At 59.5% G+C, this 20,044-nt stretch carries 14 protein-coding genes and 1 pseudogene; 8 read left to right on the plus strand and 7 right to left on the minus strand.

Annotation, left to right across the window (positions count from 1 at the left end; all coding sequences use genetic code 11):
- Positions 1 to 25 precede the first annotated feature (25 nt).
- Positions 26 to 1,375 carry an NAD(P)-binding domain-containing protein gene (locus ACFQ6H_RS14490; protein WP_378646832.1) on the plus strand — a complete coding sequence of 450 codons (1,350 nt, stop codon included), beginning with the start codon at positions 26 to 28 and terminating at the stop codon, positions 1,373 to 1,375.
- 12 nt (positions 1,376 to 1,387) lie between these two features.
- On the plus strand, positions 1,388 to 2,632 hold the full coding sequence (locus ACFQ6H_RS14495) for an MFS transporter (RefSeq protein WP_378646834.1): 1,245 nt from the start codon (positions 1,388 to 1,390) through the stop codon (positions 2,630 to 2,632).
- A 60-nt stretch (positions 2,633 to 2,692) separates the two neighbouring features.
- Here ACFQ6H_RS14495 and ACFQ6H_RS14500 read toward each other — a convergent pair whose 3' ends face one another.
- A complete protein-coding gene (locus ACFQ6H_RS14500) occupies positions 2,693 to 3,619 on the minus strand; it encodes a LacI family DNA-binding transcriptional regulator (RefSeq protein WP_378646836.1) in 927 nt (308 codons plus the stop codon).
- Positions 3,620 to 3,739: 120 nt separating this feature from the next.
- On the opposite strand from ACFQ6H_RS14500, the gene ACFQ6H_RS14505 reads away from it, so the two are divergent.
- Entirely contained in the window at positions 3,740 to 5,185 is a 1,446-nt protein-coding gene (locus ACFQ6H_RS14505) for an MFS transporter (RefSeq protein ID WP_378646838.1), read from the plus strand.
- On the opposite strand, the gene ACFQ6H_RS14510 is transcribed toward ACFQ6H_RS14505, so the two are convergent.
- Both ACFQ6H_RS14510 and ACFQ6H_RS14515 read right to left on the minus strand, forming a co-directional pair.
- Complete coding sequence (locus ACFQ6H_RS14510; protein ID WP_378646862.1) at positions 5,141 to 5,587, minus strand: AAA family ATPase; 447 nt, start codon at positions 5,585 to 5,587, stop codon at positions 5,141 to 5,143. The genes ACFQ6H_RS14505 and ACFQ6H_RS14510 overlap by 45 nt on opposite strands.
- Positions 5,564 to 5,717 (minus strand): annotated as a pseudogene (locus tag ACFQ6H_RS14515) (ribbon-helix-helix domain-containing protein); the annotation flags it as partial. The gene ACFQ6H_RS14510 and the pseudogene ACFQ6H_RS14515, both read right to left, overlap by 24 nt.
- A 271-nt stretch (positions 5,718 to 5,988) precedes the next feature.
- On the opposite strand from ACFQ6H_RS14515, the gene ACFQ6H_RS14520 reads away from it, so the two are divergent.
- On the plus strand, positions 5,989 to 6,516 hold the full coding sequence (locus ACFQ6H_RS14520) for an AAA family ATPase (protein WP_378646840.1): 528 nt from the start codon (positions 5,989 to 5,991) through the stop codon (positions 6,514 to 6,516).
- Between the two features lie 627 nt (positions 6,517 to 7,143).
- Positions 7,144 to 8,010 (plus strand): hypothetical protein, encoded by an 867-nt coding sequence (locus tag ACFQ6H_RS14525; RefSeq protein WP_378646842.1) that lies wholly within the window; start codon positions 7,144 to 7,146, stop codon positions 8,008 to 8,010.
- Positions 8,011 to 8,129: 119 nt separating this feature from the next.
- Here the strand turns inward: ACFQ6H_RS14525 and ACFQ6H_RS14530 are convergent, their stop codons facing one another.
- Together ACFQ6H_RS14530 and ACFQ6H_RS14535 are read right to left on the minus strand one after the other, a co-directional pair.
- On the minus strand, positions 8,130 to 9,200 hold the full coding sequence (locus tag ACFQ6H_RS14530) for a hypothetical protein (RefSeq protein WP_378646844.1): 1,071 nt from the start codon (positions 9,198 to 9,200) through the stop codon (positions 8,130 to 8,132).
- A gap of 151 nt (positions 9,201 to 9,351) precedes the next feature.
- Positions 9,352 to 10,593 carry a hypothetical protein gene (locus tag ACFQ6H_RS14535; RefSeq protein ID WP_378646846.1) on the minus strand — a complete coding sequence of 414 codons (1,242 nt, stop codon included), beginning with the start codon at positions 10,591 to 10,593 and terminating at the stop codon, positions 9,352 to 9,354.
- Between the two features lie 334 nt (positions 10,594 to 10,927).
- Between ACFQ6H_RS14535 and ACFQ6H_RS14540 the strand changes: the two genes are divergently transcribed.
- Together ACFQ6H_RS14540 and ACFQ6H_RS14545 are read left to right on the plus strand one after the other, a co-directional pair.
- On the plus strand, positions 10,928 to 14,767 hold the full coding sequence (locus ACFQ6H_RS14540) for a hypothetical protein (RefSeq protein WP_378646848.1): 3,840 nt from the start codon (positions 10,928 to 10,930) through the stop codon (positions 14,765 to 14,767).
- A gap of 176 nt (positions 14,768 to 14,943) precedes the next feature.
- On the plus strand, positions 14,944 to 15,882 hold the full coding sequence (locus ACFQ6H_RS14545) for a hypothetical protein (protein WP_378646850.1): 939 nt from the start codon (positions 14,944 to 14,946) through the stop codon (positions 15,880 to 15,882).
- A gap of 216 nt (positions 15,883 to 16,098) precedes the next feature.
- Here ACFQ6H_RS14545 and ACFQ6H_RS14550 read toward each other — a convergent pair whose 3' ends face one another.
- Positions 16,099 to 17,214 carry a hypothetical protein gene (locus tag ACFQ6H_RS14550; protein ID WP_378646852.1) on the minus strand — a complete coding sequence of 372 codons (1,116 nt, stop codon included), beginning with the start codon at positions 17,212 to 17,214 and terminating at the stop codon, positions 16,099 to 16,101.
- Between the two features lie 76 nt (positions 17,215 to 17,290).
- Between ACFQ6H_RS14550 and ACFQ6H_RS14555 the strand changes: the two genes are divergently transcribed.
- Positions 17,291 to 17,884 carry a hypothetical protein gene (locus ACFQ6H_RS14555; protein WP_378646854.1) on the plus strand — a complete coding sequence of 198 codons (594 nt, stop codon included), beginning with the start codon at positions 17,291 to 17,293 and terminating at the stop codon, positions 17,882 to 17,884.
- A 214-nt stretch (positions 17,885 to 18,098) separates the two neighbouring features.
- On the opposite strand, the gene dnaB is transcribed toward ACFQ6H_RS14555, so the two are convergent.
- Positions 18,099 to 19,505: a replicative DNA helicase gene (gene dnaB, locus ACFQ6H_RS14560; RefSeq protein ID WP_019746049.1), complete on the minus strand. Its 1,407-nt coding sequence runs from the start codon at positions 19,503 to 19,505 to the stop codon at positions 18,099 to 18,101.
- Positions 19,506 to 20,044: the final 539 nt, after the last annotated feature.

The following is a 20,044-nucleotide window of genomic DNA, read 5'->3' on the forward strand; positions in this document are numbered from 1 at the left end:
TTGTTGTCGATGAAAGGAAATAGTGATGACCGAACTACCCGTTGTCGTGATCGGAGCCGGACCGATCGGCCTCGCCGCCGCCGCGCAACTGCGCGAACGAGGACTCACGCCGCTGGTGTTCGAGCGAGGTGCCGTCGCCGGTGCGGCGATCGCCGAATGGAATCATGTCCGGCTCTTCTCCCGCTGGTCAGAACTGGTCGACCCGGCTGCCCGCCTACTCCTCGAGCAGACCGAGTGGAGCGCTCCCGACGGAGATGCATATCCGACCGGACAGCAGTGGCGACAGCTCTACCTCGAACCCCTCGCCGCAGCCCTCGGTGATGCCGTGCAGTTCGACACCGAGGTGGTCGGTGTCGCCCGACGTGGCCGCGACCTGGTCGTCGACGCCGGCCGCGATACCGAACCTCTCTCCATCCACCTGCGCCGCGGCGACGGCAGCGAGGACCGCGTCTTCGCTCAGGCCGTCGTCGATGCCTCCGGCACCTGGGGCACCCCGAACCCGCTCGGCGGGGAAGGACTGCCCGCTCTCGGCGAGAGGGCTGCCGCAGCCACGATCACCTACCGTGTGCCTGATCTCGACGACGCGGCAGTGCGTGCCCAGTTCGCCGGCAAGCACACTGTCATCGCAGGCAGCGGCCATTCCGCATTGACCGCGATCGTCGCGTTGGCCGGTCTCGAGGAAGATGCCCCCGGTACCCGGATCACGTGGGCTGTTCGCCGCGGGAGCGTCGGTTCCGCGTTCGGCGGCGGCGAATCCGACGAGCTACCCGCTCGCGGCGCCCTCGGACTGCGTGCGAAGAAGGCGGTCGACGACGGGCTTCTCACCGTCGTCACCGGTTTCCGCACCGCGGCCGTGGAGCCAGCCTCAACCGGACAGATTGCACTTGTCTCCGACGACGGCACTCAGATCGAGAACGTCGAAAACGTCGTCGCGCTGACCGGCTTCCGTCCCGACCTGTCCTGGCTCTCGGAAATCCGCCTCGGCCTCGACCCGGTACTGCAGGCGCCGGCGCAACTCGCTCCGTTAATCGACCCGAACATCCACTCCTGCGGCACGGTGTATCCGCACGGCGCAAAAGAACTTCGTCACCCCGAGCCCGGCGTGTACCTCGCCGGGATGAAGAGCTACGGCCGCGCGCCGACGTTCCTGGCCATGACCGGCTACGAGCAGGTTCGCAGCATCGCCGCCGAACTGGCCGGTGACCACGAAGCCGCTGCGCGGGTGGAGTTGATCCTCCCGGAAACCGGAGTCTGCGGTGGTGCAGGCGTTTTCGACGAATCCGAGACCGCGGAAGCCGAAGGCGGTTGCTGCGCCGCTCCCACTCCGCAGCTGATCTCTCTGTCCGGTGCCGCCAGTTCCAACTCCTGCGGATAAAGCGCTGAGCTGATGACGACCATCGAGGATCCGCCGCAGCGCCCTGTCAGCCTCGATCCGTCGGGGCTGCGGCGGGTCCTGGTGGCATTGTGCCTGACCGAGATCACCAGCTGGGGAATCCTGTTCTACGCGTTTCCTGTTCTGTCGGTAGCGATTTCCCGTGACACCGGGTGGTCGAGCACCGTAATTGTGGCGGCGTTCTCCGTCAGTCAGCTCGTCGCCGCGGTGGTCGGCATTCCGGTCGGGCGGATCCTCGATCGCCGCGGCCCGAGATGGGTGATGACCGCAGGTTCCGTGCTCGCGGTACCCGCACTGGTGGTTATCGCAACAGCTCATACCCTCCCGATCTTCTTCGCAGGGTGGATGATTGCCGGTATCGCGATGGGCGCGGTGCTGTATCCGCCGGCGTTCGCGGCCCTGACCCGCTGGTACGGCGACAACTACGTCAAAGCACTGATGATTCTCACCCTCGCCGCGGGTCTGGCCAGTACCGTTTTCGCTCCATTGTCTGTAGCTCTGGCCGATCGTTTCGATTGGCGCACAACCTACCTGGTCCTCGCGGTCATACTGGCTGTGATCACGATCCCCGGACACCTCTGGGGTTTGCGTGGCGGGTGGCCCGACCCGATACGACTACCCCACGCGCAGTCCGGCGACTACCACCGCACCTCTCGCAGCCTTGCATTTCTTGCTCTGATCGTCGCCCTCGCTGCAGCGGCCTTCGCCGCATCCGCCGGCGTCTTCAACCTCGTACCCTTGTTGATCGAACGCGGTTTCAGTCCCAGCCTCGCCGCACTCACTCTCGGATTGGGCGGCGCCGGCCAGGTCATCGGCCGCATCTTCTACCTACCACTCGCAGCGAAAACCAGTGTCCGCATGCGCACGGTATCGGTCATCGTCGTTGCTGCCCTGAGCACCGCGTGGTTAGGTCTGGCGAACTCGGCGGCGGCGTTGATCAGCATCGCCATCGGCGCCGGATTGGTCCGCGGCATCTTCACCCTGATTCAAGCCACCGCCGTCACCGACCGCTGGGGCTTTGAGCACTACGGGCGCCTCAACGGGCTCATGTCCGCACCGATCGTCATCGTCATGGCCCTGGCTCCGTGGGCCGGCACCGTGCTCTCCACCTGGACCGGCAGCTACGCCCACGCCTACCTCGTACTCGGAGCGATCGCCCTCGTCGGCGCCGTGATCAGCGCAGCAACCATTCCCACCCTCCGAAGTGCTGGTACGACAACGATTCCGATCACGTCCTGACCGAAGGACAACTCTCGTGACGCACTGCGAGGCGATAGTGCCATGACCGGCAGCGGAACCTCACGCTGTCGCCCTCACAATTACCCGCCCGGGAATGAGATCTACGTCCGAGATATCGATCCCGAGGGCGCTGCGTGCTGCGAGACGCCCGTGGGCTTCGGCGTCAGTGTGGACGGTTGTCAGTGGTGGGGTCGCGAGTGCCCCGTATTCGGTGGCGTCGAACCCGATGACAGCCAGGTCGCGAGGCGCTGTGAGTTTCAGATCTCGCATGGCTGCCAAAGTTCGCAGCGCGACGTCGTCGTCGAATGCCGCGACCGCTGTCACCGTGGGGTTGGACGCGCGAAACTCCTGCAGTGCATCGGTTCCGGCGTCCCTCGGCGACGGCATCGTGAAGGATGTGAGCGGTGCCAAGTCGAGCGCTGCAGCGGACTCGCGTGCGAAACGTAGTCGGACGTCACGCAGGTCGGTGCCATGACTGGGCAGTGCCATAGCGATGTTGGTGTGGCCGCGACTGGCCAGGTGGTTGATTTGTAGCGCAGAAGTCGCGGCCAGACCTCCTGTCCAACTGCCGTCGTCGCGTTCGTTGCCGTTCAGATATGCCTCCCCGAATGTCAGGACGGCGCGAGGTGTTATCGCGTCGACAACCTGCCGGGTCGATTCCGCGGAGGAGGGTCCGAATTTGACGAGCAGAACGTGCTGGTGGGCGGCGAGTTCGTCGTCAAGGCCGCGTATGTAGCTACGTGAATAGTTGCTCTCTCGTCCGATTGCGATGTTGAGGACGACGATGCGGGACGCCCCCTCGCGAAGAGCGCGAGCCGTCCCGTGTGGCACATAGCCGAGGTCGCGCGCGGCTTGCTGGACGCGCTCCCGTGTGGCGATCGGGATGCTCTGGTTCGGATTGTTGTTGAGCACGAAACTCACGGTGGTCACAGATACTCCACTGGCCGCAGCGACGTCACGCAAGGTCGTCCGCGTCGTACTTCGCATTTCCAGCTCCTATCGGCAGCCCTCACTGTATCGGTCTGCGGCCAACCCATCTGTTACCTTTCCACTATATCGATTTACTATATCGATTTAGTTCACGTCCGAGAAGGAGTCACAACCTCAATGTCGTCATCCACCGCCGAGCATGCGGAAGACATGTCCGGGACTATCGACGAGCACCGCAGCCGGGAAATGACCATCGGTCTAGCCGTGCTTGGCGTGTTCGTCACGTACGTCCCGATCACTGCTGTCGCCGTTGCGCTCACCACTATCGGCAACGCCACGGGTGCCAGTACCTCAGACCTCCAATGGGTCTCCGACTCCTACGTCATTCCCATGGCCGCCGCAGTCCTGTCAGCCGGAGTCTTCGGCGACCTCTACGGACGGCGACGCATCTACCTCATCGGTATGCTGCTGACGATCCTCGGAGCTGCCATCGCTGGAGTCGCGGGAACCTTGGCCGACGTTTCGACTATTCACCTCCTGTGGGCCGGGCAAGCCGTATCCGGGCTGGGCGCAGGTATGTTGCTGCCCACCACGCTCGCGCTCATCGGGCACGCTGTACCCAACCCTCGCGAGCGTGGCAAGTTCATCGGAATCTGGGCTACCGGCATGATGCTTGGCCTCGCACTCGGGCCACTGGTGGCCGGCGGCATCCTGGAGTTTGCAGAGTGGGGATGGATCTTCGCTCCGACTGCGGTTCTGGCAGCCGGAGCGGGCGTGTTCGCTATCGCCAAACTGCCTGAATCCCAGTCACCCGAGGGTCGCCACCTGGACTGGCCCGGACAGATCTCGGCGACGATCGCGATCGCTTCCTCGATCTACGGCATCATCGAGGGTGGCGCGAGCGGGTGGACCTCACCTCACGCGATAATCGGCCTCGGGGTTGCAGGGGTCGCCTTCGCTACATTCGTAATCATCGAACTCCGTGCCACCACGCCGCTGATGAATTTAGCGCTGTTCCGTTCGCCCACGTTCTCGGCAGCGGGCTTCTCAGCGTTCATCGCGCTGTTCTCGATTGTCGGCAGCATGTTCCTTCTCAGCCTGTTCCTTGGGTCCGTTCAGCAGCTCTCGCCGCTCGAAATAGGCTGGCGGCTTCTGTTTGTCACCGGCGTCGGCGCCCTGATCAACCCTCTTGTGGGCTTGACGATGCATCGGTTCAATGCAATGACACTCCTTGCGGGCGGATTGGCTTTGGCTGCGGTAGGAATGCTGCTCCTGACCGTAGTCGACGAGTCGACCGGGTTTGTCGACCTCGCGTGGCGCCTTGCGATTTACGGCATTTCGGTTGCCGTCATGATGACCTCGGTATCAACTGCAGCAATCAACGCTGTGCCTTGGCACCTCGCAGGCATGGCTGCAGCCGCGAATACCGCCATGAGACAGTACGGCGGGGCACTCGGACCGGCCGTTCTCGGTGCCGTCTTCGCGATCCGGGTCAACGGCGGCGCCAATCCGGCGGGCGCGTTTCATACCGCATTGATCCTGACAGCAGTCTTACTGGCCATTGCTGCCATCGGCTGTTTAGTCGCTTCCCGCAGTTCCGCCAATCCCACCAACCATCTCTGAGTGTTCTGCCCGGACCGGCGCTCCGCATTTACCCGATGTGGAGCGCCGGCCCACCATGCAGGAGAGATAACGCGGCTCGAGTTCGTAGTTTTCGGACGCTGTAGCGATAACCTGGCGGCGCTGATTCTCGTCCGGGCGGCCAAAGTCAAACGTAGCCGCAGTGCGGCGCTTCACTGCTGGATCGAGCGCGGCGAGCCGGTTCGTGCACATGACGACGAACAGGAAACCAGAACCCGCGAGACTGTCGATCTCCGCGAGGAACGCGTCGACACCTGCGCCGTCCTCGTGGTGCATCTGGGTTGCTTCACGGGACTGTACGAGTGCGTCAGCCTCGTCGATCACCATGATGGTGACCTTCGTGACCGTGCCGGTGCGGTAAGCGGCCTGGGCCCAGGCACGCACTGCTTCTCGGATCGCTTCGGACCGGGAGACGTGTTCTGTTCTGCGCGCGCGTTCAACGCCGCGAGTGAGGCGGCGTCCATCCGTACGGGCACTACGGCGCCGGACCGACGCCAAGGGTCTGCCCGCCGCGATCGAATGAGATGTCCATCAGCGCAAATACACGCCCGAACGGGGCGATCACGACGCCAGGTTCGCCATCTACGAGCACCACTGATCGTCCCTCATGGTGAACTGTCGGGTATCGTCCGCAACCTCGGCGGCCCCACTTATGACTGTCGACGCTCCAGGTGCAACGAGAATTGGTGGCGGGTCCGGGCATCCAGGGGTTGGTGTCGAGGCGGCGGTCGACGGGTGCTCAACTGACGGGTAGTTCCGTAACTTTTTTCGAGAGGGCCCCACTAATGCGTATTGGAGTATCCGGCCCGCACGGGACCGGCAAGAGCACACTGGTCGACGAGTTGTGTGGCCGCCTCGCGGGGCACATTCGGGTCGATGAACCGTATTTCGTGCTCGAAGAGGAGGGGCGCGAGTTCGAGTTTCCGCCCTCGGCTGATGATTACCGTGCGCAGCTTCGTCGTTCACTGCGATTGCTGACTACACCTTCTTCTGGTGTTGTATTCGATCGCACGCCGCTCGACTTCCTGGCGTACTTGTCGGCGTGTGGTGTCGATCCGGAGGCAGAAGTTGAGGCGGCGATTGTGAGGTCCGCGCTGTGTACTCTCGACGTGCTGGTTGTGGTGCCGATCACCGTCGAAACAGTGCAGAAGTTACCTGCGGTGGGGATGCCGGAGCTGCAGCGCGCGGTGAACGACGCGTTGCTGGATTTGGTGTACGCCGATCCGATGCAGGTGTGTGACTCCCTGGTAGTTGTCGAGCTTGACGGCCCACTCCGTGGGCGGGTCGACACGGTTCTCTCGGCTTTGCGGTGACACCGGAATCGTCGAGCTGGTGCGTTCGAAAGATGCTGGCACTGAGTGTTACTCGCGATGATCGACCTGATGAAACTTCGACTTGTGGCTGGCCGGTCTCTAAAATCCAAGGGATCTACGTCTTCTCGGGTGAGCTGGTGCTGCCGCCCCTTCAGTTTGCCGCCCCGCAGTGCGCGGCTCACCAACGCGCGTTCCCGGGCTCACTCTCTGGCATTCGACGAACACCGTAACCGCTCGGCATCCGCCCAACATCGACATAATCTCTGGTGCTCGCCCCGAATCCCACGATGACCGATTCTTGTCCCACCTTCAGGCGATGGCGGCAGCCACTGCCGCCATCGCCTGAAAATGAGACAAACACCTGCGGAAACTGCCCCAATGAGACGGGAATGATCCTGTGAATTGAGACAACTCCTGTAAGGCAAGCCTACACTATTGAAGGTGTGAGAGTCCGCGCAAACGGAACTCGCCGCCACCGCGAGAGTCTTTCAATTTTATCGTCGTCACATCCGCCTTCCCCGCCAGAGCCTGTCTGCACGATCGGAAATGGTCAGCACCCGAACGGGAAACGGCATCACGCAACATTCTTCATCTACGTTGTCGGCATGAGCTCATACGCTGCTCAACATGATCGCACTTACTTCCGCTGTAACCGCAACGGTGCTGACTTTCGGTTTCAACCTCATGCTCAACCTACGACTCAAACGACGAGATGAACGTCGAGAACGTCGAGTCCGCATGTACGAGAAATCACTTCCTGAGCTGAACAACAAACTGCTCCATTACCTGAAAACCAACTACGAAAACGGCTGGTCGAGCGCGCATGACACCGAAATATTTGAACAGCATCTACTCGCCCTCTACCGCGACGCGGTCATCGCGGGAGCGGAAGAAGCAGCACTGTGTAACATCTTCCGCGAACTTGCACAGGAACTACAACAACACCGGCTCCAGCACAGAACCTTCGATGACCCTCCCCGTTTTATGCGAGAGGGCGGACCCGCAAAACGGAACTACGACTACGCCATCCAGGCTGCGGAACAGATCGGCACATTCAGACACTGGCTTGATCTCAAGATCATGCGCAGCACTCGACGTACCGTCACGTCACACCTGAAGCCAATCGAGATCGATCGAGAGAAGACGGGAGAAGACCTATCTCGCTATAACAAACCTACGATGATCGATGGCGATGCACTACGGCAACTCTTGGGCGAGGGACTTCTTGACTGCCGCGTGCTCGATGGTTTCCCCTTGGCCGGAACAACTTTCGATATCAAGGTGTCACAAGGGGCATGCCAGGAAATACTGACTTCAAGTTGGGCGTACGATATCACTCCACTCAACGTCAGCCCGCTCCCCGAAGTCGACGGAATTTACGTAATCCGTTGCATAACAAACACGCCCACGACCTTGCATGACGAATTCACCAGAGTCGACTTCAACGAAGTGACCTCAGCCGACTCCAACGCAAAAATCCTTGGCTGGCAATAGTTTTGGATGACATAGTTCCACCGACTCACCATTATCCCGCCCTACCCGCTACGAGTTGAGATGAACCTGGAAAATCTCGACTATCGAGCACTGCGGACCTCAGACTACCCGACGGGCGATCATGACGGTTTCGTTCGGTGGTAGACGCGACCGAGGTTTGTCTGCTTCAGGATCGGGCCGAATACCATACTTAATGCACTACGGTTAAATGCAGTGTCCGGGCGAAAGGTGTCGGATTGCGCTCGGACACCTCGAAGCTCCGAAACTACGCTGAAGCTTCGCAGATCCCCCTTCGCAGCGTAGATGCGGGGCGAGGTGATCGTCACTGGATCACCCGCTCCGTCATAGAGAATAACCAAGTGACTCAACGCATCACGTTCGAATGTGTCACCGATTTTCGCGGTGGTCCAGTTCTTGTCCGCAGAATTGTAACGCGGCAGAAAATATGAGATGAGTGCTCTTTCTACGAGATCGACCAACTCGGCATTGCCTGGTCCGATGTGCCCATCTTTTTCAAAGCGGCCCAAAACTGCCAAATTTGGTTGCGCGCCATAAGGTTCAGGATGCGACGAATCCACAGATGTGAAGTCTGTGCGAGAAACAAGAATCGGAACGACAATCACGTTCCAATCATCGACCTCGGAATATTCACTTTGAATTCGTTGAAGTACCTTATGCCCGTTGCTCATACGGTCGATCACCGAATGCTTCGATCGGCCGACATAGAGAAGTTCGTGGCGCAGCAGAGCGGCGGAGTCGACCGGCGGCAATGTCGGTGCACAGCTTGCCGCCAACCCGGCCGCTGGCAGCGTGACTTCCGCACCGTCGTCGAGACTCACGATCGCGTTTCGTTGCAATTGGTCGGTGCCGACGATGAAGCCCTCTCTAGTTACTGGCGGAGAGCGATGTTCGTCAGTCAATTCGACGCGCGCAGTCCGCGGTGGGGTGCGAACGGATGGGAAAAGACTTCCGCAGTCAAGGGCACCTCCCGTCAGGCTTGTGTAACTGACGGCGCCAGGGTGCCCAATTTCAATATGGATTCGAGGCCGCGCAAGAACCATGTAAAGGCGGCTCTGGTCCAGGCTGCCGAAGTACTGCCTTGATCTAATAATCTCAGGTAACGAAGCATGCAGTTGGGGCTCCAGGTAGACGATAAGGGCGCTGCCTGGATATGTCGTCGCTTCTTGCATTTGATATCTCCTGGTCGGTTCGGAAGCAGCCTTGTCGTGACGCGGCCTGCATGCGGTTGTAGATGCGAAGCTGACGGCGAATGTATGCGGGCAAGTGTTCTCTGTCAGGTTCTCGCCGAGTCGCTGTTCAGCAGCGGTTACCAATCGGCGCCTACGGGCTCTCTCCGCGCAGCCATCCTAGGAATCGTTGCCGCCAGTTGCTTCGCGATTGCACATAGGACCGTGCATGTTGTTGACCCAATTTGGGAGGCGGTGCTATGGCTGCGACTGAATGCGGTTCCCTGCTCAACGGTGACGGCGCAGAGACAGGCGTTTCAACCGGATAGACTGGCAAGATACACATTTCGGGTTGCACCAGGTGTGATCCAACTTCCGGGACTCCAACAGTAACGTCGCCCAATGTCACCGCAGGCGGGGTTTCCGCCTTGAGCTGAGTTTCGGGCGCCGCTAAGTCGCGAACACGCTGCTGTTGCGCCTCACGGCGGCACTCCTCCGCCCATTCGCCACGCCAGCGTTCGTACTGTTCTAGGTCATCGGTACGGATCCAGCCGCCATGATGGTGAACCCCACCCTTCGCCTTCCAACGCCGTTCACCTGACCACACTTCCCGCAGAAATTGCTGAAGCGGCATCGGCGAGGTTTCGAAGAACACGAGCCCCACTCCAGGCCTTCTGCTGGTGTTCTTCGATGTCAACGGTTTCAGCCCGGGATCTGGACATGGGCGCAGAACGGTTCCTGTCGCGCGAATCCGGTAGTTGTGGCCATCATAGGCGTCCGGAGAATCAAGCCACGGTTCTCCTGGAGTCCAGTCGTAACGGTTAACATGATCCCGCGTTGGCCGGTCGATTCGTACATGAACTGCTGGAGTGTTGAAGAGGAACTTCTTGTTCTTATTGTTGAGTGCCATCCTCAGCAACCACAACACATCTGGGTGTTTCATGGTGCGTTCATCGAGATCGTCTGGGCTGCATTGAATCTCCACGCGCCTGTGTTCGGTAGCTGTCGCGACCCAAATGTCGGCGATCACTCCACCCGCGGCAGCTTTCTCCTCCTCAACCACATAACCCGCCTGCTCGGCCAACCAACGCACATGATGTTTGACCCATTCATGTTCAGCGCTGGGGCCAGTTTTCGTTCTGGGCGACGACGGGACCGTGACAGGAGACGCAACCTCAGCGTGGTCACATCCTTCGTTGCCGTTGTGCGCGAAGAATCTAGTGTCGGTACCTCTCGATTTATTGCTCCGTTGGACGGCCTTCAGCCGACAACGACAACCGTTGGAGTAATCCGAGCAGTAGATCACCCGTCCGGTCTTGTAAACCATCGCCCACTGCAGATCGTTGCTAGCTTCGACGGTCCGGGCGGTCTCTTCAAGCCATGCCGTTACCTTCATCGTCCCCCTTTACACCATGTTTATCAGTAGCCACCGACACGTGCGACCGGAAGTTGACGGCCAAACCACGAGAGGTGCTCGGGTGTAGATAGCGGTGATGAGCGGTTACTTGAGCTAAAGTCCGTGCTGGACCGGATGAACTCGAAGCCGCTGGTTGCCGACTGATCGGCAATGGCGCCTGCGAGGTGATTCGTTACTCACTGCTACCCAGCCATTGTGGTCCGTTGTGAACTTCGTCGAGCTAATAGAGATCTGTAGCGATATTTCCGACCAAGAGTCCGCACAAGGAAAGTAAAGGTCGTTGCGCCGAGTCATCGCAGCTTCGGCAGGCACGGTGTTCACGGCGATTTTGATACATCTGATTCTCCAAGGAACGCCTAGAACAATGGAGCAGGATTACATGGGATCTAAGAAGAAGGCTGAATCCAAAGCTCGAGTTTCGTTGGCCCGCAGGTTAAGAACTGTCGAATTTGACAGCGTATGGGAGTTAGTGTTCGCGGCTGGCGCCTCACCGGCAGAACGTAGCCGATGGGTGGCCGTTGGCAGTCTGGCGAGCGCCGCGCTTGCCTCGGAAACTGAGGGCAAACGGAGAGCCTCCTCGGAGGAACTGAATACCCTACTTCGAGCCTGCGAAAACGAAGACAGCCGCATCGGTCAGATGCAGGACTTTCTCCCAACCGATCCCCGCGAGCACGTCGTAGTTCGTTTGGGAGAAAGCTTAGTTCGCCTATTCCCTGGCTCTGTTGAACGACCCGTCGCAGACATCGATCGCGCGCTAATGGTCGCTTCCGCATGTGATGACCTCATCCGCGACAAATTTGGATTCGGAATCGTCGACTACTTGACGGGCGCATTGCGCTACACGGACTGGGCTTTGACGACGATCGCACCTACCTGGCCTGAGCGTGGTGTCGTCGAGAATGACGTCAAATCCCTCAGCCAATCGGAGCTTGATGCTGCACGGCGCGTGTTGGGTCAAGGCACACCGGCACATCTCATCGATGAGGAGGGCGTCCGACGGGCCCTCGACTGGGCGACAGCTGATCGATACTCATTGCCCTATGATCCGACCAGCCCTCAGAGTCAGTTTGACAGATTTCTTCGCGTCATGGTGACTGAGGGCCTTACTCACTGGATGCCGTTGGCGTTCTTGCCCGAGGCCATTACCTGTGGTGTGGCCGCACTGGCCGCAGGAGTGGTGTCTTCGAGCGAAGCGAATAGGCGCTTTGCCCAGGTTGCTGCGGCACATGTCCGCCAGCATCTGTGGAAGTTCAGTACCCGGATTCTCGGCCCCGAAGACAGTGCCGACGGCCCCCGCGTCGTTCCGAACAACGTGGTGCAGTGGATCGTGATGTCAGGAGACGACACGGCGATAGCCGTGCAAATTGCCTCGTTCCTCGAAGTCAACTCTGTGCCAGACGATCTGCCGTGGGCAGCACGTGCGGCTACCAAGAGCCCCGCCGATGCCTCCACGGCCGGCCCAGGGAACAGCATTCCGTTGCCCGGGGGGAGAATTACTCTCAACGGGAGCATCGAAGTCGTACCGCTACTCGTTGTCGCGACACCCAGTCATATCGCCGCGCCGCGAATGACCGGGATGATGGCGATGTCTTTGGATGACCTGAAATGGATTTCCCTAACCTCGGAATCGTCAACCGATCTTTTCGAGTTCTGCAGGGACATGGCGCGAGCAGAAACTCCAGACTATTTTGGGTGGGAGATCATCAATGTATGGGAATGGTGGAGATCGAATGGAAAGTCGCTGTTTTCCGGCGGCTTGGCGCCGACTTTCATGTTTATTGAACCGCATATGGGTTCCGCAGAGTGGGACCGTGCGCGTGCGCTAAGGCCTGTCGAGGAAGCGCTCCATGTTCTTGATCTTCCCCCTGTTCGCGACTTCGATGGTGTTGACCACCCGGACTCGGGGCCTCCTACGATTTATCGGTTCGGACCTCCACTGCCCACCGAAGTGGTACGTCAGGTCGGCGGAGATGCGGCGACTGACCCGACGAACAATCTTATGTCTTCCGAATGGGGCGGAATACATCAAATGCCACACCTTGACGGGTGGACAATCCATATAGGCCACGTACCCGTCGCATTCGCCGCTGGTAGCCCGGATTGGATTGAAGCTGAGAGCGAGTTCATTCACCGACTGGGTGGAGCATTCGCATACGCCCTACGGAATCTGGATGCGATGTGGTGCGCCGAACATCAGCCGTTTAGCATCTCCGGGTACGTAGTCGAGTTCGAAAACACCTCGACAGACTCGGACAATATCCTGTCACTGATCGCGGTTACCGATGCACCAGATCGTGCCGATGTGAAACGAGTCCGATTGGGTGTCGAACCCCTACAGAATCGGGTGGAGGGTTCGGTCACGACCCAGTCTATGCAATCGGAAATGGCCGCCGTAGTTCGCGAGCTCTTGATTCTGTCCGGTCTTAGTGCCGCATCAGCAGATCGAATATTCACAGCGTGGTCTGCTGCTCCTCCAACACTGACTGTCAACATGATGACCGTACCCACGGTGAAGAATCGACTCCCGAGGCCGGTGGAACTCGACGAGGCGTTCGTCTCGCAGATAGATCGAGATGTTGCAGAAGCGGTCAGACAGTCGGGGGTACAGCCCGGCGACTTCAGAGGTGACAGTGCAAAGTCGCTCGATCGGGACACGCTGGCACCGCTGACCTTCAACCTCCTCGGTTTGCAACTAGCAAAGTACAACGCCGATGACCTCATTCGGTACGGAATGACGCAACTCGAACGAGTTCTCTGCCAGCGAGACCGGCTACTTCGTGACGTATCCGAGTCAGCGAACCACCTTGAAGTGGAGTGGGATCCGGCGCAACGATACGCGGAACTGCAGGGCGAACATCTCATGCTACGTCGGTGCATCGAGGCCATCGTAGAAGTGACTATGCGATCTGCCCCAGCGGGCAATAATCGCATTGACCAGAGAGCGTGGGCGCTACTGCTCGCGGCAGCACGCTCCTACCTTGCCGCCACGGACCGCAGCGAGCGACTGCATTATCAGGTGACACCGACCATGATCACCATAAGCACGATGTTCGAAATCGCGACAGTCAATGACCCCGAAGCACAGCAGCACGGTATCGACCTGGAGAAGTTCGCGTTCGCAAAGTCAACCCAAAGCATCAACCGCAATGAGCAGTCAACGTCCACAACAACTGGAAGCAGCGACATAGCAGATACATCGGACGGCGAAGTCGTAAACCCCGAAATCGATGCAGCCATGCTGGATTCGTACGGTGTTTCAGCTTTGGATATTTTTACAATCCTTTTTGCGATTTCCTACTGGCCTCTCGGCGAAGATGAAGCGGAAACTGTCGAAACGACAAAGATTGAGGTCGTCCAATACATTCTAGAAAATACAGTTCTTGGGGAAGATGAAAGCGGGCGCAGGAGGGCTGAGAACGGTGTCGATTTACTGACGACATACTGGTCCGAAATACAGCAGGAGGACTGGAAGCCCTGGCAAACCAAGAGTCGCAAGAAACGAATACTGGTTCAGTCCATTCCTGAACTGAGCGATGGAAGAATTATTGTCGCACCACATTTCTGCCTCGCAAGCCTGACGGTCTACCGGAATTATCTGTCTCAGGGCCAACTTCCCTGGAGTCAGCCAGAACCCCCAAAGAAGGTGAAAGATGCTCTTGCGAGTTTCCGAGATGCAAAGAACATAGCTCTTGAAGATGCAGTAGCCAGAGCGCTTAGAGATGCGGGGTGGTCAGTAATCGAGCGGGTGAAGGAAAATCGTCAACACCGCCTCGGCATTCCAGAACTGAGCACGGAGATCGACATCGTCGCAGGTCGCAACGAATCGGATATTATCTATCTCCTTGAAGTTAAGGATCCAGCCGATATCTACTCTCCGGCTGAGATGGCCCGTCAGCTGCGGACATTCTTCGACGACACTGGAAGGAAGCCGTCGTATGCCGGGCAACTCAAGAGGAAGTTTGCCGATCTCGCTCCGTACCCTTCAGAGATTTCGAAGAAACTCGGAATAACACCCAAGGCACGAACAGTGAAAGCGATGTTCGTGACCAGGAATCCGGTGTGCGCCGCCTTCGCAAGTTCAGAGTTTTCGTTCGAGACAATATCCAGTTTGATTTCTGCGATTACAATCAACTCACCCAAGGTCAGCAATTGATTGCATAAACTTCCTTGAGCGACCGAGACTTTACTGGTGATCGACTTCCGGCGCGCCTGATGATCCAGCGCTGAGAAGCTGATCGGTTTATCGCCGCTGCTCTTGCCCGCTGAGCATGGATCTGTCAGTCGTGCAGAGGAAGCCCGCCATTCTGCGCACCTCGGTAATCTTGCGAAGTGACTTCATGGACCCGCCCCTCGCCGTCGCCGAGCGACGCTGCGCGACTGAACGAGCTCGCATCCGGCCTGACCGCCAGCCGCGATGCGTTCTACCGCCTCGCGGAGGAGCACAAGTGGGTGCCGATCCCCGGATCGGCGGCAGAGGCTGACGCCCACGCACTTAACGGCCGCACCCCAACCGCTGTCGAAGAAGGGCGGTTAGCCGAGTTTCAGCTGATCTCCGAAGCCGTCGCAACCTTCCTCGAGCTCGGCGTTCACAACTGCGGCGCCTTGGCCGCGCTCTTGCAGGCCGGTGAGGTCTACGGTCCTCCCTACGGCGCGCTTCGTTCCGTGATCGAGGACTGCGCCTACACCCTGTGGATACTCGACCCTGAACTCTCTGCGGCGGACAGGCTCGCGCGCGCATACGTCCATAACCTCCGCAGTGCTGAGGATGCGAACATCGCGGCAAGCCGGCTCGGCGAGAGGACGCTGGCAAAGCCCAGGAAGACGGCACTAACCAGTATCCGCGCGGATGCCGTAGAAGCGTTCCCTAGCACCACAAAAGAAGAGATTGAGCGCAAGGTTGTCGCTGGGCACGCGTATCCCGAGAAGCTCGTGGAGTTTACTGAGAAACTCTTCAAGCTGGCGGAGGATAGTGCGAGCGGCACCATGTCTCAGCGCCAAGCAAATGGGCTGTACGCCTACCTGTCAAACGGCACGCACCCCACCCTCTATGTACTACGTGACATGCGGGAGCTTTATGAGGAAGGCGGCGCCACGCGGTCGAAGCTGGTCATGGATATCGCGTTCCTCGAGAAGTTCACCCGTCTCGCGACCATCGGCCTGCTCTTTACACTCGAGTCGGTGTGCAACTATTTCGGATGGCCAACGAGCGATGTCGACGGCTTGGCCAAGGCAATTACCGACGCATTCCCCGACGCGCTGGAGCTCTGACGGGATCGCCGTGACGGGCCAGGCCAGATTTCCAAGTGGCCGCTAGCAGTTGCAGGTCATGACGTAGTCGACACCAGGCAGGATCTGGGCCAAGCAAAGTGGACGGGTCTTCCAGCAGCAGAATAAGAAGTGCCACCAACTCGTTCGCAGACAGAACGACCCGTCCGTGACCCGTGGTACTGCGCCGCTGTCGTTTCACTTTTGAAGGGCCGCATCCTAATCGACGCTGAAGTCATCGTCGTCGCCGCGGCCTTCCTCGTAGTAGCTCACGGTTATGCCCGAGTTGACTCGCTCCTTCCCGATAACGCTTTCAAGCCGGTCGAAAAGGTCAGATCGGATGATGAGGTCGGTGCCGTGTACTGCTGGTTCGAGAGCGCTGTAGTTGCCGTCGTGGATGAGGAAGCCTCGCCAGAACCGGCCAACGAGAGCGGGACCGTGCTCGTCAACAAGGGCATGCCGGACGGCTGGGTCTTCCGGCCGCAGTCCCAGATGCGCAATGCTTTCGAGTCGAGGCACCAGTGGGAACGGGTGCAGTCCAGCACCGCGTTCCAGGTTGGGTGCGCCTGGTTGGCCGCTATAGTCGGCGATGCCCGCCAGCGGTCCTTGGATCTTCCTAAGAAAGGTGTCTGCGTCCGACCTCACCTTAGAGCGGTCGTAGGTGTCCGTCCAAGCGTTCGGCGGTCCTTCAAAGAGCGGCATGCTGTTGAAAGGAACCGGCCCATCCGCTGCCTCAAGCCCGGTCACAACGATTAGCTTGCGTGCGGGCACGTCCGGGTGCGTCGATGAGAAGGTGCGTTGCCGTTCGATGAGTCCGAGTTGCACCCAGTCAACGTACGGTTGCTCGGCGACGCGCACTAGTTCGGCATCTGCGCCGGTCAATTGCCGTGTCGCCGCTAGGTCGACGGCACCAACTGGGGGCCAGGACAACTTGTTCTCGTGCCATGGGATCGGTGTCAGAGTCCAGTCGAGCGCCGGGGAACGCGTTAGGGGTCGCGGAACTCGCGATGCCTCACACCGCACTGCCCACCGCGCACTGGTTGCGAGGACCGACGCGAAGTCTGCTTCGAAACTGTGCGCATCGTTCGCGGGGAGACCTCCGAGAGAAAGCGCAAGTCTGATACCTGCGGATGCCTTTTGTAGTGCGTTCTCCACTTCTTCTTCGTGGTGAAAGTATGCGTCGGGTATACGGCGCGCGGAGGGCGAGCGTAATTGTCCAATCTGCTCGCTAGCGCGCTTTCCGATGTTGTCGAGCCGGTTGACCAAGTCGTCGACGATCGCGTCTCTGACTCCGGGGGGCTCGTTCGCGGCACGGAGGCGCTCATCGAGGAACATTCCGACGAGTCCTTCGACTTGCTGGCGTGGAGCGCCCGAGTTCATCTGGCAGCTCCTGACCGGCAGCGACCCGCTCGTGACCTACGGAGCCGCTCTGCTCCACGGCCCCGCAGCCTACAGCTACCGCAAGTTCGTCCTGACGATGCCGGTCGACCTCCAAGACAAGTCCGGTGAAGTCGCGCAACGCCTTATACTGAAGCATCGGATCGGTGAACCAGTAAGTTATACACCACAATTCACAATTAAGACTGATACATGGGCGGACCGCGGGCGCGAAGAACGCTACCTCCCTGACATCGGTCGCAGCGATCTCCGACGAACGAGCCTCTCACTCACACTCGCAGCATCCGCTGCAGGCGACCCCGAAGAACTCGTCCATCTGGCACTCGCCGGCGAAAAGATTGCAGCACTACGACTCTGCCGATTCGCCGACAGCGCCCACTGCAAGCTCGATGGCGACGCTGCCGCGATGTTCGGGGTCCGACCCACCCAGGTACACCGGGAATACACCTACCTTGCCAAGGCGCTCGGAACCGACGTTTTCACACGAGATACTAGCCACGGGCCACGCCAACTCACACCGACCGGCAGTTCGCTGTACCACCTCGTGCGGGCGAACATCGATCGCCTCCGGCAGATAGCCAGCTACGAACCACCCCGACCAACCTAAACCCCCAACGATACCGATGTCTTGCGGTCGCATTTGCCCGCAAGACATCGCTGTGTGCAGGAAACAGTGTTCTGGCACGCAGCAATTCCAACCTGCAGAAAGCTGAGAGTGGGCTCAGCCCGCATTTGTCTCAAATTGGCAAAACTGCAGGTGATTGTCTCAAAATCTCATGATGTCCGATTTTTGTCTCATCACCTGGCGATGGCGGCAGCCACTATCCCCGGGCCATGTCGACAAACTTGGACAGGTGAAGCTGGTGCGCCACAGTGATTGTCGCGGTCGGACCGTTACGGTGCTTACCCAGAATCAGGTCGGCTTCACCGCCACGGGGGTCGTCTCGCTCAGTCGCGTCAGGGCGGTACAGCAGAATCACCATGTCGGCGTCCTGCTCGAGCGATCCGGACTCACGAAGGTCGGCGACCTGAGGACGCTTGTCGGTTCGCTGCTCGGGACCACGGTTGAGCTGACAGATCGCGACAACCGGAACTTCGAGCTCCTTCGCCAAAAGCTTTAGGCTACGGGAGAATTCGGAAACTTCCTGCTGGCGGGACTCGACCTTTTTACCCGAGCTCATAAGCTGGAGGTAGTCGATCACGATCAGGCGAATATCGTGTTTCTGCTTGAGCCGCCGCGCTTTTGCGCGAATTTCCATCATCGTGAGGTTGGGGGAGTCGTCGATGAAGAGCGGCGCCTCGCTGATCTCACTCATACGACGCGCGAGCTTGGTCCAGTCGTCGTCGGTCATTTTGCCGGAGCGCATGTCACCGAGCTTGATCTTTGCCTCTGCGGACAGCAGACGCATGACGATCTCGGTTTTGCTCATTTCCAGGGAGAACATGACGCTGGCCATGCCGTGGGTGATGGAGCAGGAACGCAAAAAATCCATTCCAAGCGTCGATTTGCCCACACCAGGTCTAGCCGCGACGATAATCATCTGACCAGCGTGAAGGCCGTTGGTGATCTCGTCGAGATCCTTGAATCCGGTGGGCACACCGAGGGAAATTCCGCCGCGGCTGGCGATGGAGTCGATCTCGTCCATCGTGGGCTGGAGGAGCTCGGTGAGGGGTACGAAGTCTTCGGTGGTTCGGCGCTCGGTGACTTCGAAGATCTCGGCCTGCGCGCGGTCGACAACCTCGGCCACATCCTGGCCCTCGGTGCCGGCGTAGCCGTACTGGACGATGCGAGTACCGGCGTCGACCAGACGACGCAGCACGGACTTCTCGGCCACGATCTCGGCATAGAAGGCGGCGTTGGCTGCAGTGGGCACTGTCTGGGTCAGGGTCACCAGATAGGCAGCACCTCCGATACGGCGCAGCTCACCTCGACGGTCGAGCTCGGCGGAAACCGTCACCGGGTCGGCGGGCTCACCACGGCTGTAAAGGTCCAGGATCACGTCGTAGACGGACTGGTGGGCGGGCCGGTAGAAGTCACCGGGACGCAGTACCTCGAGGACGTCCGCGATGGCGTCCTTGCTCAGCAGCATGCCGCCGAGCACCGACTGCTCGGCAGTCATGTCCTGAGGTGGCTGGCGTCCGAACTCCTGGTCGGGCTCGGCCTCGGGAGGGCCCGGGTAGTCAGGCCCTGAGAAGTCGGAAGGCCCTCGATCATCTACAACAGCCACAAGCGAGACCTTCCCGTAAAACACTCGACGACACTGCCAGAAACCGCAGCGCCCTCATCATTTGTACCTGCCCCCACCGACATCCCCTAGCCGCATTCGGCCGGGCTGTAGATAGACGCCGAGATGACGTTAGGGACTAGTAGGTCCGCATACAAACCGGACTGTGGATAAACCTGTGGATGCTTTGTGGAAACTCCCGCCCCACGGTGTGCACCGCCTGTGGAGCATTTGGGGACTACTTTGCCTAGCAACCACAAAAGACCAGGTAGATGGCTATCCACAATTTCACAGGCCTGTTGATGAAAATAGTTTTTCCACAGTCGGCGCGTCGGCGTGTCGGGCGTGTTGCCTCGCCCGATTCGTCACTGATCACCAAGTCGAACATCACAGTGTGAGAGTTATCCCCAGGTCCGATTCGGGACGCTGTCAGGCGGCACACCGCACCCCGAAACAAAACGTCGGGGCCCCCCCACCCAAGTGTGGGGGGGCCCACGAGACGAACAATCGACAAATAGCCCACCACCTTCAACGGTGTCATA

Origin of the sequence: Rhodococcus sp. NPDC056506, from assembly GCF_042794945.1 — a bacterium.
Taxonomy (GTDB): domain Bacteria; phylum Actinomycetota; class Actinomycetes; order Mycobacteriales; family Mycobacteriaceae; genus Rhodococcus_F.

Bases quoted from the DNA above. Each gene is read 5' to 3' on its own strand.
- ACFQ6H_RS14495 (WP_378646834.1), top strand. From the start codon at position 1,388: ATGACGACCATCGAGGATCCGCCGCAGCGCCCTGTCAGCCTCGATCCG.
- ACFQ6H_RS14525 (WP_378646842.1), top strand. From the start codon at position 7,144: ATGATCGCACTTACTTCCGCTGTAACCGCAACGGTGCTGACTTTCGGT.
- ACFQ6H_RS14530 (WP_378646844.1), bottom strand. From the start codon at position 9,200: ATGCAAGAAGCGACGACATATCCAGGCAGCGCCCTTATCGTCTACCTG.
- ACFQ6H_RS14535 (WP_378646846.1), bottom strand. From the start codon at position 10,593: ATGAAGGTAACGGCATGGCTTGAAGAGACCGCCCGGACCGTCGAAGCT.
- ACFQ6H_RS14490 (WP_378646832.1), top strand. From the start codon at position 26: ATGACCGAACTACCCGTTGTCGTGATCGGAGCCGGACCGATCGGCCTC.
- ACFQ6H_RS14500 (WP_378646836.1), bottom strand. From the start codon at position 3,619: ATGCGAAGTACGACGCGGACGACCTTGCGTGACGTCGCTGCGGCCAGT.
- ACFQ6H_RS14550 (WP_378646852.1), bottom strand. From the start codon at position 17,214: ATGTTCCTCGATGAGCGCCTCCGTGCCGCGAACGAGCCCCCCGGAGTC.
- ACFQ6H_RS14520 (WP_378646840.1), top strand. From the start codon at position 5,989: ATGCGTATTGGAGTATCCGGCCCGCACGGGACCGGCAAGAGCACACTG.
- ACFQ6H_RS14505 (WP_378646838.1), top strand. From the start codon at position 3,740: ATGTCGTCATCCACCGCCGAGCATGCGGAAGACATGTCCGGGACTATC.